Here is a 13,683-nt window from a genome sequence, read left to right on the forward strand (position 1 = left end):
TTATCCTATGCATTTTTTTGAAGGTCGACCTTAGAAGGTACGACCGATTTCAAATTGAATATTTTTGGTTTCATCGCCTGGCTTATCATTGAGCGGGAAAGCGTAACTCAGGGATAATGGACCAATCATGGTAATCCAAGTAAAGCCAACACCTACCGAATAACGCATTTCATTTAAGTCAAACTGATAGTTATCTTTACATGACTGTTGATCACGTGCTTCATTTGGCACATCGCATGTGGTATCAAAGACCTGAGCACCTTCAGCAAACACGACAGGACGTACTTGACTGGTCCAATCACCTTTAAATGGCAATGGCAACACCAGTTCTGTACCAAATTGCACCAAGGCATTACCACCCACTTCTTCATAATATGGATTTTCTGAATTATTATCCGCATCAAACTGGGTAATATATTTAGGCCCTAAGGTGCTGTTTTCATAACCACGGACCGAACCATAACCACCCGCATAGAAGTGTTTATAAAACGGTAGATCATTACCATAGCCTAACTTACCATAGCCACGTAGTACAAAGTCTTTACCAAGTGGGAAGAAGCTTTGTGCTTCATAGGTAATTTTTTGATATTCAGCGTCACCACCGGGTAATGCCACTTCCGCATTGACACGGTGCAATGTCCCTTTGGTTGGGAACATTGGACGGTTTAAAGTATTGTATGACCAGCCTAAGTTTAAGTTATAGGTTAAGAAGCTGTCCGTACCTTGGTCTTCTAAATAGTCATTAATGTAAGTCGATGCGTATGGTCCAGTTGAGATATCAGTTTGGTCAATATTTAGACCAAAACTAATACTTTGGTTTTCATCAATTGGGTAACCAAAGGTTAAACCACCACCAATACTATCGGTCACATAGTTGTTAACGTTATAGTCATCATCTAACTTGGTTTTACGGTAGTACATGTTATAACCACGACGCACACCATCGATGGTGAAGTACGGGTCAGTCACACTTAGGTTATAGTAATCTTGGGTTTCAGAGCGCGATAAATCCATCGCGACACTATTACCGGTACCTAAGAAGTTGGTTTGACTTAAACCCGCTTGGAAGGTAATACCGCCGGTTTGTGAGTAACCTACCGCAAGCGTACTTGTACCTGAATGCTGTTCTTCGACATTAACATTGATATCAACTTGATCCGGTACGTTAGGTACACGTGCCAACTTCATATCAACGGTTTTAAAGAAGCCGGTACGTTCTAAACGAACTTTAGATAAATCAATTTTATCTGTGCTAGCAAGCGCGCCTTCCATTTGACGCATTTCACGACGTAATACTTCATCGGCAGTTTTCACATTGCCACTAAAGTTAATTCGACGCACCGTGACTTGTTGACCTGGATTAATGTAGTAGTTTAATCCTACAGTTTTGCTGTCGTTGTCAATTTGTGGCACCACATTGACTTCAGCAAAGTAGTAACCCGCATTGCTATACTTACGTTGTAGTAATTGTTTAACCGAATTGACTTTTTCTTGCGAGTACGTTTGACCGTCTTTATAAACTTGTAGGGCTTTTAATTCTTCTGGTGCATATAAGGCATCACCTAAGAACTTGCTTTCACCAAATTTAAATTGTTCGCCTTCATTTACTGCCACTTCAATAAAGACATTTTTTTTGTCTTCACTTAAATTTAAGCTTGAATTGGTAATATCAAAGTTAATATAACCCTTGTTTAAGTATAAAGCACGCAATGCTTCTAAACTCGCCGCCATCTTTTCACGCGCATAACGGTCATTTTTAGACAGGATGGAATTCCAACCCGTTTCTTTAACCGCAAAGGCACGTTTAATCTCATCGTCTTTAAAGACTGTGTTGCCAATTAAATTAATATCAACAACTTTAGCCGCTTTACCTTCGACAAATTCTAAAGTCACCGCAACACGGTTATTCGACTGTGGTGTTGTAATGACTTTGACATCAGCATCATAACGACCTTGCTGCATGTACTGCTGTTCAAGCTCAGATTCAACGGTTTGTAATAATGATTTTTTTAAAACCTGACCTTCTGCCAAGCCCATTTTCTTTAAGCCTTCAGTTAAGGCTTCTTTAGGAATAAGTTTATTGCCCTTGAGTTCTACACTAGAAATTAATGGACGTTCCACCACTTGGAAGCCTAATACATCTTCTAAATGGGCTGATTTAATATCATCAAAGTTTTCTGTTGCGTATAAAGCACGAATCGCTTCGGCAATTGCAGCATCGTCAACACGTTGTCCCACTTGAATTGGCAATGCGCTATATACTTGCGCCGGGGTTAAACGTACGAGACCATCTACTTTAATGTCACGTACGACAAACGCTTCCGCTGCATATACTTGTGGTACTGCTGCCATAGCACTAGCTAGTGCCAAAGGCATAAATAAATATCTGTGCTGCATGCCAGTCTTTTCCGCTGTTAGTTTATTCCATTACGTTTTGTTATAAACGCATAAAGTCATTAAATAATGCCAGAAGCATCATACTTCCGAGCAGTACCATACCAATTTTCAATCCAACCAATTGTATTTGTTCCGAAACAGGTTTGCCTCGAATCAACTCGATAAAATAATAAACTAAATGGCCACCATCAAGCATCGGAATCGGTAATAAGTTTAAAATTCCTAAACTCACGCTCATTAACGCCATAAAGCCAATAAAGGTTTGCCATCCCATTTCGGCACTTTGACCTGCCACTTTCGCAATGGTAATTGGACCAGATAAATTGTCTAGACCAATCAAACCTTTTACCATTTTTACCATAGAATTCAAGATCATACTTGAGATATGTACAGTTTTATCTGTCGCCATACCCAAAGCTTCAATTGGACTATATTGGATGGTTTGTTTGTATTCAGCTGGGATAGTAATTTTGCCAGGATCGCTTTGTACACCCAGCATTCCTGTTACCCGTCCCATATTATCGCGTTTACCTTGAGGCATCACCTCAAGCAAAACAGTTTTATTATCACGTAACACTTCAATTTTTAATAGTTTTTCAGGTGATGCTTGAACTTTTTCAACCACAGCATACCAATCGTTCATTTTTACGCCATCTATGGCGATAATTTGATCACCCACCTGCATACCTTGACGAATCGCTGCACCATCTTCGGTGAGTTTCGATACCACCGCAGGAATCGTTGGACGGTATGGCAAGAAGCCTAATTCATCAAGAGGCGATTGGCTTTGATCTTTTAAGAAATCTTGAATAGGGAGCTGCACAACTTGATCTTGTCCAGCACGGTCAATACTTAAGGCAATTTGACCTGTCTCACCCGCACGATCGACCAATGCAAAGCTCAGCTTTTCCCAATTAGGTGTTTGCGTGCCATCCACGGCCTCAATTTTATCACCCACTTGTAACACATTGGCAGCTGGCGTATTTTCAATGACCTTGCCAACTCGGGTATTCAGCTGGGTTTGCTCAGGTAAAAATAAGACCCAAAACAGTAATATGGCAAACACCAAATTAACTAAAGGGCCTGCTGCCACAATCGCAATTCGTTTCCACGGATGCTGACGGTTAAAAGCATGTGGTAAATCTTCTGCTGCAACATTACCCTCACGCTCATCTAGCATTTTGACATAGCCACCTAAAGGCAATGCTGACAATTGATACTGAATCCCTGATTTCTTCGAAGTCCATTTCAATAAGGTCGGACCAAAACCAATCGAATAGACTAAAACTTTGACACCGAGTTTTCGTGCCACAAAATAATGACCAAATTCATGAATCGCAATTAACGGCCCAAGCAATAGAATTGCCGCCACAATCATAAATAAGGCACTCATGTTTTAGCTTCCTGTTCGAATATAGTCAGACGCAATCTCACGCGCGTGTTGATCTGCCGCCAAAATGGCTTCAAGGCAGCCAGCTGCTGCGTGCGCCATTGTAGTTAAACTGTGCTCTACGACTTGTGGAATTTGTGTAAAGCCAATTTGACCTTGCAAGAACGCTGCCACAGCCACTTCGTTGGCCGCATTTAAAATAGTCGGCGCTGTTCCACCGGCTTGCATGGCTTGACGTGCCAATTTTAAGGCAGGAAAACGAACAACATCTGGCGCTTGGAAGTTCAATTGCTGATTGATAAATAAATCGAGCGGCGGCACATGCGTACTTAAGCGCTCAGGCCATGCCAACGCATGAGCAATCGGAGTACACATATCTGGATTACCCATTTGCGCCAAGGTCGAGCCATCGACATATTGCACCATCGAGTGAATAATACTTTCAGGATGCACCACTACGGTAATATAGTTTTCAGACACTGCAAATAAATGACAGGCTTCAATGAGCTCTAAACCTTTATTCATTAAAGTCGCTGAATCAACTGAGATTTTTTGTCCCATCGACCAATTAGGGTGTTTACAGGCTTGGGCAGGTGTGACTGTTTTTAACCGTTCTAAGTCATGGTTTAAGAATGGTCCACCTGAAGCGGTGAGCAAAATCTGTTGCACACCCAACTTTGGCTGACCATGACGCTCGGCGTCTAAATAGTTACTTGGTAAACATTGGAAAATCGCATTATGCTCTGAATCCACTGGTAACAACAAAGCACCATGCTCACGTGCAGCTTGCATCATGATGTCACCAGACATCACCAAAGCTTCTTTATTGGCCAATAACACGCGCTTACCGGCTTTGACTGCAGCAAGAGTTGGTAATAGCCCTGCCGCACCAACAATGGCTGCCATCACCACATCTACGCTTGGATGCTCGGCCACGGCAATTAAACCGGCTTCACCACTTAGGATTTCAATCTGTGATAAGCCAGCCGCTTTAAGCTTCTGTGCAAGCTCATCGACTTTATGCTGCGGTACAACAGCAACTTTGGGCTGATGCTGTTTACAAATGTCCACCAGTGCATCAATACGGCTATGCGCCGTGACTGCATACACAGCATACTGCTCAGGATGTTGTTGTAAAATTTTTAAGGTACTTTGACCAATGGAACCTGTAACACCTAAGATACAAACAGCTTGTGACATTTATAAATCTACGCCAATTAATTTTAAAACATACATGCCCGCTGCAAAAATCGGTGCAGCAGCCAGTAAAGAGTCAATACGATCAAGTACTCCACCATGACCCGGTAGAATACGGCCTGAATCTTTAATTCCTGCACGGCGTTTAATCATGGATTCAAATAAGTCGCCAAGCACTGAACTAAATACGGTAAGTACAGAAAGTCCCAAAAACAGTAAGTGCTGTGCTAGGCTTAAATCTAAATAAACCACTTCAACCACCACCACAATTAGCATAGCGGTTAGTACACCACCATATAAACCTTCTAAAGATTTATTGGGACTTACACAGGGTGCCAGTTTATTCTTTCCTAATTTACGACCTACAAAATACGCACCACTGTCTGCACCCCATACCAAGAGGAACAGGTACATCAGCCACCATGGAGAACTGCTCCACAGACTAAAAATAGCGGTAATTGCCGCAGCAACTAATACAACCCCAATAATTTTTAGACTTGGGTTATACCATGCATCATAATCTGGATAAGATTTTACCCAATATACACTTAAGCACCACGATAAAATCGAGGCCGACCAAAGTAAAATAACAATATCGTTAAAATAAAGTGCTAAAGCAGAAAGTGCTGCAGTTAAAATCCCATATCCATAGGCCAGAGGTGTATTGATCAGGCTGTCTGCTGTTTTCGGCATGAGCTTATACCACTCATAGCCTGCTACCCCTGCAGCACCTGTCATTAAGACTAACATTGGATATGGTGAAGTTGTCGCAAACATGCAGCAAAGTACAATTGCGACCAATACCAATGCGGTAATGATCCGCTCTAACATCGATTAATTCTCATTTTTCTCTTGTTGGATTTGCTCAGAAGTTTTACCAAAACGGCGTTCACGTCCTGCAAACACATGAAAGGCATCTTCAAGCTCTTCCACTGTAAACTCAGGCCAAAGTGTCTGAGTAAAATACAATTCTGCATAAGCGGCTTGCCAAAGCAAGAAATTAGATAATCTAAAATCTCCCCCAGTACGGATTAATAAATCCACAGGCGGTAAATCCGACATACTAATATAAGCACCAAAACGTTCCGTGGTGATGTCATCAATCGCCAATTGATTGGCCATAACATCACAAGCGAGCTGTTTTGCGGCTTGTGCCATATCCCACATACCACCGTAACTGACTGCAATACACAGTGTCATTTCAGTGAACTTAGCAGTCCTTTGTTCTGCATGCAACATCAACTCACGTAAATGTGGCGAAAGACGCGAACGATCCCCAATAAAACGTAAGGAAATTTCAAATTTCTCCATACGTGGAATTTGTTCTTGTATCGTGTCTTCGAGCAGCTTCATCAGCAAGTCAACTTCAAATTGCGGACGATTCCAATTTTCGCTTGAAAAAGCAAAAACTGTTAAAGCACGAATTTTTTCTTGACGGCAATATTCCACAATCGGATCGAGAACAGTTTTCCCTTCACGATGGCCATCGCCTTTTTGCATCTGATTTTTTTTGGCAAAACGATTGTTGCCATCCATGATGATGGCAACATGTTTCGGAAGATGTGTGATGTCTTCAGCGGTCATTGATTAGACCTTCATCAATTCAGCTTCTTTCGCAGCTAAACGCTTGTCTACTTCTGCAATGTGTTTGTCAGTGATTTTTTGGATCTCATCACTTGCACGGCGCTCATCATCTTCAGAAATTTCTTTTTCTTTCAATAATGCTTTGATATCGCCCAATACATCACGGCGAATATTACGGATCGCAACTTTGGCATTTTCAGCTTCTGAACGTGCTACTTTTTGCATGTCTTTACGTGTTTCTTCAGTCAATGCAGCCATTGGTACACGAATTGCATCAGCAGTGATTGGATTAAGACCTAAATCAGATTCACGGATTGCTTTATCAATTGCAGATACCATTGAACGTTCAAAAGGTTGTACCAATAAAGTACGTGAATCTTCAACGCCGACGTTTGCCACTTGGTTTAAAGGCACGTCAGAACCGTAATAAGGTACCATCACACCGTTTAAAATCGATGGATGCGCACGGCCAGTACGGACTTTGTTAAAACCTTGTTCTAAAGATTCCAAAGACTTCTGCATACGAACTTCAGCGTCTTTTTTAAGATCGTTAATCATATGATCTTCCTTAGTTAATTCTAAAATAGTAAGTAGTATAAAGTGCTTTTGGGCACACGTCTAATTGGTGACGTGTGTACCCTCTTTCTCGCCCATGACCACAGACAATAAAGCACCTGATTTGTTCATATCAAACACTTGTAGCGGCACATTATGGTCACGACATAAGCAAATTGCAGTTAAATCCATCACACCTAACTTTTCATCTAACACTTGGTCAAAGGTTAAGGTGTCATATTTCACTGCATCTTCGTGTTTGCTTGGATCTTTATTGTATACACCATCTACTTTGGTGGCTTTTAAGATCAAGTTGGCTTCAATTTCAATACCACGTAAGCAAGCTGCGGTATCTGTGGTAAAGAATGGATTACCTGTACCTGCCACAAATACGCAGACTTCACCTTGGGTTAAGTGACGAATCGCATCGCGGCTTGAGTATGACTCAACCACAGTGCCAATCGGTAATGCTGACATTAAACGGGTTTTAATGTTACGACGTACCAAAGCATCACGCATGGCTAAACCATTCATTACAGTCGCCAACATGCCCATTTGATCGCCTGTTACACGACCCACTAAACCATCTTTTTGTAATTGGCTACCGCGGTATAAGTTACCACCACCGACAACAATACCCACTTGCACACCTAAACCCACAAGGTGCGCAATTGCTAAAGACATTTGATCGAGCACTTGTGCGTCAATCCCCATGTCTTTGTTGCCCGCTAATGCTTCACCTGAAAGTTTTAGCAAAATACGGCCATAACGTGGATTTTTAGAATCAGTTACCATGTTAATAAACTCCAAACTCAATCTTGTTATCGGTATCGGTTAGGCTTTAATACGAATCAGTTTCGCATATAAGTCATATTCGTCAGCATCAGTGATTTCTACTTCAAGTAGATCACCAGCTTTAATTAAGCTCTTATCGATATCTTCGACAAAAACGTTACCGTCAATTTCTGGTGCATCAGCATATGAGCGTGCCACAGCCACTGGGAACTCATCTTCTAAATCATCCACCAGCACGGTCATGGTTTGACCAATACGTTTTTGCAATTTTGCCGCAGAAATTTCTTGCTGTACTTGCATAAAACGTTCATAACGCTGTTGCTTAATCTCTTCTGGCACATGATCTGGTAGATCGTTAGCAGTTGCACCCTCAACTGGTGAATATGTGAAGCAACCGACGCGATCTAAATCAGCTTCTTTGAGCCAATCAAGCAACATTTGGAAATCTTCTTCGGTTTCGCCTGGGAAGCCCACCACAAATGTTGAACGAATCACCAAATCAGGACATTTTTCACGCCATACTTTTAAACGCTCTAAAGTATTTTCGCTGTGTGCAGGACGCTTCATCAGCTTTAAGATGCGCGGACTGGCATGTTGGAATGGGATGTCTAAATACGGCAAGATTTTGCCTTGTGCCATTAAGTCAATCACCGCATCCACATGTGGATATGGATAAACATAATGTAAACGCACCCAGATACCGAGTTGACCTAATGCTTCACACATGTCAAAGAATTTGGTTTTGACTGGTTGACCGTTCCAGAAATCCAGTTTGTATTTGGTGTCAACACCATATGCAGAAGTGTCTTGGGAGATGACTAAAACTTCTTTTACACCGGCATTTTTTAATGCTTGTGCTTCTGACAGCACCGAACCTACAGGACGAGAGACTAAATCGCCACGCATGCTTGGGATAATGCAGAAAGTACAACGATGGTTACAACCTTCTGAAATTTTTAAATAAGCATAATGTTTTGGCGTTAAACGAATACCTTGTTCAGGCACCAAGTCAATAAATGGATTGTGTTTTGGCGGTTCAGGCACGTACTCGTGTACCGCATCCATGACTTCTTCATAAGCTGCTGCGCCAGTGACTTTTAAGACATTTGGGTGCATTTGACGAATTTTGTCTTCGTCTTTACCCAAACAACCTGTTACGATCACACGACCATTCGCGCTCATGGCTTCGCCAATTGCGTCTAAAGACTCTTGTACTGCAGATTCAATAAAACCACAGGTATTAACAACGACTAAATCAGCACCGTCATAATCTGATGCTACATCATAACCTTCAGTCTTTAACTGAGTTAGAATTCGTTCAGAATCGACCAATGCCTTAGGACAACCTAAAGAAACAAAACCGACTTTGGGGGATTTCATGAATCTGCGCTCCACTAGAATGGGCGTATTGTATGTCTTTTCTGTCTATAAAAATAGTTGCTTAGGCCACTCTTTGCATAATGCACCAAAATACAACCATAATTTAAGCAATATAAACATGCATGCACCATTTTGGTTCAAAAATACTTTACTGTGCCCAATGAATTGGGTATACCTTTTTTATTTCAGAACAATTTAAGCGCATCGCATTCTTCAAAGCTGACCAATTTGCAGCATTTTTTTCAAGTTGGCGTGTATCTTGCTTAAATTGCCTCAATTCAGAACTTTTATATCAAGATGATTTGCTTTATGACGCTGCCGCTGCGCTATTTTAATACAGGACGTTGCCACTAATGGATCAACCCAACCTGATCGACTATCGCCTTTTAGTGGACAATATGACCACGGCGATTTTGTTAGCCGATCGTGATCTTAATGTTTTCTATTTAAATTCGGCTTGTGAAGCCTTATTTGATATGAGTTTATTACGTGCATCTGGTCAACCGGTACTCAATTTATTGCATATGCCAGATGATGAGTTTAATACCAAAGAAGCGCTTAAAAATACACTCAGTACTGGCCAGCCTTACACGCGCCGTGAAGCCACCATTAATGTCAACTTTAAAGACATTCATGTTGATTATACTGTATCTGCTTTAAATTACGATAAACCGTATCACCCTTTATTAATTATTGAGCTGAATCCCCGTGATCGTATGCTGAAAATTTCCAAAGAAGAAAATTTTATTCAACAGCATCAAGTGGCACGTCAACTCATTCGCGGTGTAGCACATGAAATTAAAAATCCATTGGCGGGTATTCGCGGTGCCACGCAGTTATTAGCCCGTAGTCTCAATGACCCAGAATATGCCGAATTTACTGACATTATTATTAGTGAAGTGGATCGTTTAAGAAATTTAGCCGACACCATGCTCGGTTCACGTCAACTACCAAGTTACGAACCGGTCAATATTCATGAACCTTTAGAACGAGTACGCTCTTTAATTGCCAATCAAACCAAAAAACGCGTGCAGTTAATTCGTGATTATGATTTGTCGCTGCCTGATGTATTGGCGGATCGTGATCAACTCATTCAAGTGATGCTCAATATCAGCGTCAATGCGGTACAAGCCATGAATGAAAATAAAGATTTCTTTGTTGATGAACAACCGCAACTGATTTTAAGAACCCGTATTCAACGTTTAGTTACCATTAATGGGGTGATTCACCGTTCAATGGTGCGTATTGACATCGAAGATAATGGACCAGGTGTGCCTGAAGATATTATCGAATCCGTTTTTTATCCACTGGTGACCGGACGCGCCAAAGGCACCGGTCTAGGCCTGAGCATTGCACAAAACATTATGCATCAACATCAAGGAATGATTGAGTGCCAATCGGTGCCAGGCAAAACAACATTTAGCTTATATTTACCTTGGGAGGCGAGTCATGTCGCGAAATAAAATTTGGGTGATTGATGATGATCGCGCCATGCGCTGGGTACTGGAAAAGACCTTTAAAGAAGAAGGTTTTGATGTCACCAGCTTTGAAGAAGCGCAATCTGCGCTCGACCAACTAAGTATTGATGCACCAGATGTCATTTTAACCGACATTCGTATGCCTGGTATTGATGGTTTAACTTTTTTAGGCAAAGTCAAAGGCAATTACCCTGACCTACCTGTGATCATTATGACTGCGCATTCCGATTTAGAGTCGGCGGTGTCGAGTTATCAAACAGGTGCTTTTGAATATTTACCTAAACCGTTTGATATTGATGAAGCTTTGGCTTTAGTCAATCGTGCCATTTTGCATATTACGAAGCTACAACAACAAGAATCGGCGAAAACAGCCCCACCTATTCAATCGACTGAAATTATTGGTGAATCACCTGCTATGCAGGAAGTGTTCCGCGCCATTGGTCGTTTATCGCAATCCCACATCACTGTACTGATTAATGGTGAATCTGGGACAGGCAAAGAGCTTGTGGCGCATGCGCTGCATCGTCACTCACCGCGCAGTGCTAAGCCTTTTATTGCACTGAATATGGCGGCGATTCCCAAAGACCTGATTGAAACCGAACTCTTTGGCCATGAAAAAGGGGCCTTTACTGGTGCCAATACGCAGCGCCAAGGTCGTTTTGAACAAGCCAATGGTGGCACGCTGTTCTTAGATGAAATTGGCGACATGCCATTTGAAACCCAAACCCGTTTATTACGTGTGTTGGCAGATGGTGAGTTCTACCGTGTCGGTGGACATATTCCAGTGAAGGTCGATGTGCGGATTGTGGCTGCAACGCATCAAGATTTAGAAAAATTGGTACATGATGGACGTTTCCGTGAAGATTTATACCATCGCTTAAACGTGATTCGGATTCATATTCCAAAACTTGCCCACCGTGCCGAAGATATTCCAATGCTAGCCCAGCATTTCTTAGCACGCGCAGGTAAAGAATTAGGCGTGAGTCCAAAAATCTTACGCCCTGAAACGCAAGAATACATGCAGCAATTGCCATGGCAAGGCAATGTGCGTCAGTTAGAAAATACCTGTCGTTGGCTCACAGTCATGATCACAGGTCGTGAGGTTTATCCTGAAGATTTACCTTCAGAGCTTAAACAAATTCCAATTGAAAAATTGGGTGATGGTCAAGCGGCCCTAGATCGTCTTGCTATTCATCATTGGGATGAGCTGTTAGGTCAATGGGCCGTGCAAAAGCTCAAAAATGGAGAAATGAAGATTTTAGACATTGCGACGCCTATGTTTGAACGAACTTTAATTAATGCCGCCTTACAACAAACCCGTGGACGTAAACGTCATGCTGCTGAGTTACTTGGCTGGGGGCGTAATACCTTGACCCGTAAACTTAAAGAACTGGGCATGGACACCGCCGATGACGATGTTGAAGAAGAAGTCGAAGGCTAAATCAAAAAGCACCCTCGGGTGCTTTTTTATATTAGAGGGTAAAGCCCAAGTAGCGTGAATAGCCTTGCATACCTAAATCTGCTTTTAAAATTAAGAAGTTGCTATAGGTCGCTTGATCAATGGCAGCAAACATATTCATTTGGTCATCATTGGCATGCAACTCATCTACGCTATGCGGCATGGTCTGTTCAAATTCATCAGTAATATATTCAAAGCCAATATCCATGGCAATAAATAAGGTATGCTCACACGGTTGTACATATTGCTCTTCTTGCCAGTTAATCACCCAGTGCGCGCAATGCGGACAAGCAATTGAATCTGTAGCTTGATGCTCAAGTTGAATCAGTTGATAGGCCATGACAAAAACTCAAATAGAAACTTCTGCTAGTGTAAAAATTAATATTTCAACATGCAAAAAAAATTACATGCCAATATTGATTCTATAAATACTTAGGCTATTTATTCATCAATAAATTTGCATTGACAAGATGCAACAATCAACATGTAATATCTTTTATCGTTGCATAATTGGCATAGGATATGTTGTCAGATCTGGATGATTTTTATTGTTTTGCTCAAGTGGTAGAACATGGTGGCTTTAGTGCTGCAGAACGCGCGACCGATATTCCCAAATCTAAATTGAGTCGTCGGGTGTATCAGCTCGAAGAACGCTTAGGCGTGCGTTTAATTCAGCGCAGCTCGCGCCACTTTGCAGTGACTGAGATTGGCCTCAACATCTATCGTCATGCGCAAGTGATGATTAATGCAGCGCAAGCAGCGCATGATTTAGTTGATCATTTAACTATTCAGCCACGCGGTGTAATTAAAGTCAGTTTACCGGTATCGATTGCACAAAATGAAATTGCGAAAATATTACCGCAATTTTTAAAGCTTTACCCGGAAATTAAAGTACAGCTCTTGGTCAGTAATCGCCGTGTCGATTTAATCAATGAAGGGATTGATGTAGCGCTACGGGTACGCTCTAATCTAGACAGTGACCCAAATCTGATTATTCGCCAGTTTGCCCATATCGAGCAGCATTTATTTGCCAGCCAAGCCTATTTAAATCAATTTGGTGAGTTAAAAACCCCTGAAGATCTAATGCAACACCATATTTTAAGTATGTCTGATGAGCATTTAGATCAATATATTGTGGTGCACAATCAAAAGCAGGAGCAGAAGAAAATTAAAGTCAACCCAACTGTAATGGGCTCTGATTTAATGCTCCTGGCACAACTGGCCTGTCAAAATTGTGGCATTGCACTTTTACCCGATAGCATTGTGCACGATTATTTAACATCAGGTGAACTGGTGCGGGTGTTGCCCGAGTGGAGCGCAGCACATGGTATTTTTCATGCAGTTTATCCTTCAAGACGTGGTCAACTGCCTGCTGTACGGGTGTTCATTGACTACCTCGTTGAACATTTAACTGAAAAAAAAGCTGATCGTTGATCAGCTTTTTGTCT

At 41.7% G+C, this 13,683-nt stretch carries 12 protein-coding genes; 3 read left to right on the plus strand and 9 right to left on the minus strand.

Translation table 11 applies throughout. The features are described from left to right. Positions 1-30: 30 nt before the first annotated feature. Genes bamA through rimO form a run of 8 tightly spaced genes read right to left on the minus strand, consistent with a single transcriptional unit; the run spans position 31 to position 9,298 of the window. The gene (gene bamA, locus AC5YCI_RS00810; protein WP_496129115.1) at positions 31-2,397 is read right to left on the minus strand and encodes an outer membrane protein assembly factor BamA; all 2,367 of its coding nucleotides are present in this window, start codon (positions 2,395-2,397) and stop codon (positions 31-33) included. 40 nt (positions 2,398-2,437) lie between these two features. Further along, a complete protein-coding gene (gene rseP / locus AC5YCI_RS00815; protein ID WP_496129114.1) occupies positions 2,438-3,790 on the minus strand; it encodes an RIP metalloprotease RseP in 1,353 nt (450 codons plus the stop codon). A 3-nt stretch (positions 3,791-3,793) separates the two neighbouring features. After that, complete coding sequence (gene ispC, locus AC5YCI_RS00820) at positions 3,794-4,987, minus strand: 1-deoxy-D-xylulose-5-phosphate reductoisomerase (protein ID WP_496129113.1); 1,194 nt, start codon at positions 4,985-4,987, stop codon at positions 3,794-3,796. After that, entirely contained in the window at positions 4,988-5,815 is an 828-nt protein-coding gene (locus tag AC5YCI_RS00825; RefSeq protein WP_496129112.1) for a phosphatidate cytidylyltransferase, read from the minus strand. A 3-nt stretch (positions 5,816-5,818) separates the two neighbouring features. After that, the gene (gene uppS, locus AC5YCI_RS00830) at positions 5,819-6,568 is read right to left on the minus strand and encodes a polyprenyl diphosphate synthase (RefSeq protein ID WP_496129111.1); all 750 of its coding nucleotides are present in this window, start codon (positions 6,566-6,568) and stop codon (positions 5,819-5,821) included. Between the two features lie 3 nt (positions 6,569-6,571). Continuing rightward, complete coding sequence (gene frr / locus AC5YCI_RS00835; protein WP_496129110.1) at positions 6,572-7,126, minus strand: ribosome recycling factor; 555 nt, start codon at positions 7,124-7,126, stop codon at positions 6,572-6,574. A gap of 60 nt (positions 7,127-7,186) precedes the next feature. After that, on the minus strand, positions 7,187-7,918 hold the full coding sequence (pyrH, locus tag AC5YCI_RS00840) for a UMP kinase (RefSeq protein ID WP_122897912.1): 732 nt from the start codon (positions 7,916-7,918) through the stop codon (positions 7,187-7,189). A gap of 39 nt (positions 7,919-7,957) precedes the next feature. Next, on the minus strand, positions 7,958-9,298 hold the full coding sequence (gene rimO / locus AC5YCI_RS00845; RefSeq protein ID WP_496129109.1) for a 30S ribosomal protein S12 methylthiotransferase RimO: 1,341 nt from the start codon (positions 9,296-9,298) through the stop codon (positions 7,958-7,960). A 353-nt stretch (positions 9,299-9,651) separates the two neighbouring features. Here rimO and glnL point away from each other — a divergent pair, with 353 nt between their 5' ends. Both glnL and glnG read left to right on the plus strand, forming a co-directional pair. After that, on the plus strand, positions 9,652-10,761 hold the full coding sequence (gene glnL / locus AC5YCI_RS00850; protein WP_496129108.1) for a nitrogen regulation protein NR(II): 1,110 nt from the start codon (positions 9,652-9,654) through the stop codon (positions 10,759-10,761). After that, positions 10,748-12,217: a nitrogen regulation protein NR(I) gene (gene glnG, locus AC5YCI_RS00855; RefSeq protein WP_496129107.1), complete on the plus strand. Its 1,470-nt coding sequence runs from the start codon at positions 10,748-10,750 to the stop codon at positions 12,215-12,217. The genes glnL and glnG overlap by 14 nt, the downstream gene beginning before the upstream one ends. A 31-nt stretch (positions 12,218-12,248) precedes the next feature. On the opposite strand, the gene AC5YCI_RS00860 is transcribed toward glnG, so the two are convergent. Continuing rightward, positions 12,249-12,575, minus strand: coding sequence for a hypothetical protein (locus AC5YCI_RS00860; protein ID WP_496129106.1), 327 nt, complete (start codon positions 12,573-12,575; stop codon positions 12,249-12,251). Positions 12,576-12,757: 182 nt separating this feature from the next. Here AC5YCI_RS00860 and AC5YCI_RS00865 point away from each other — a divergent pair, with 182 nt between their 5' ends. Next, positions 12,758-13,669, plus strand: a complete 912-nt coding sequence (locus AC5YCI_RS00865; protein WP_496129105.1) for a LysR family transcriptional regulator — start codon at positions 12,758-12,760, stop codon at positions 13,667-13,669. Positions 13,670-13,683: the final 14 nt, after the last annotated feature.

The sequence above is a fragment of the Acinetobacter sp. CY17 genome, from assembly GCF_059515825.1.

What these genes read in the sequence shown, in the direction of transcription:
- glnL (WP_496129108.1), top strand. Translation starts at nt 9,652, where the DNA reads ATGGATCAACCCAACCTGATCGACTATCGCCTTTTAGTGGACAATATG.
- AC5YCI_RS00860 (WP_496129106.1), bottom strand. Translation starts at nt 12,575, where the DNA reads ATGGCCTATCAACTGATTCAACTTGAGCATCAAGCTACAGATTCAATT.
- glnG (WP_496129107.1), top strand. Translation starts at nt 10,748, where the DNA reads ATGTCGCGAAATAAAATTTGGGTGATTGATGATGATCGCGCCATGCGC.
- frr (WP_496129110.1), bottom strand. Translation starts at nt 7,126, where the DNA reads ATGATTAACGATCTTAAAAAAGACGCTGAAGTTCGTATGCAGAAGTCT.
- rimO (WP_496129109.1), bottom strand. Translation starts at nt 9,298, where the DNA reads ATGAAATCCCCCAAAGTCGGTTTTGTTTCTTTAGGTTGTCCTAAGGCA.
- uppS (WP_496129111.1), bottom strand. Translation starts at nt 6,568, where the DNA reads ATGACCGCTGAAGACATCACACATCTTCCGAAACATGTTGCCATCATC.
- bamA (WP_496129115.1), bottom strand. Translation starts at nt 2,397, where the DNA reads ATGCAGCACAGATATTTATTTATGCCTTTGGCACTAGCTAGTGCTATG.
- ispC (WP_496129113.1), bottom strand. Translation starts at nt 4,987, where the DNA reads ATGTCACAAGCTGTTTGTATCTTAGGTGTTACAGGTTCCATTGGTCAA.
- AC5YCI_RS00825 (WP_496129112.1), bottom strand. Translation starts at nt 5,815, where the DNA reads ATGTTAGAGCGGATCATTACCGCATTGGTATTGGTCGCAATTGTACTT.
- pyrH (WP_122897912.1), bottom strand. Translation starts at nt 7,918, where the DNA reads ATGGTAACTGATTCTAAAAATCCACGTTATGGCCGTATTTTGCTAAAA.
- AC5YCI_RS00865 (WP_496129105.1), top strand. Translation starts at nt 12,758, where the DNA reads ATGTTGTCAGATCTGGATGATTTTTATTGTTTTGCTCAAGTGGTAGAA.
- rseP (WP_496129114.1), bottom strand. Translation starts at nt 3,790, where the DNA reads ATGAGTGCCTTATTTATGATTGTGGCGGCAATTCTATTGCTTGGGCCG.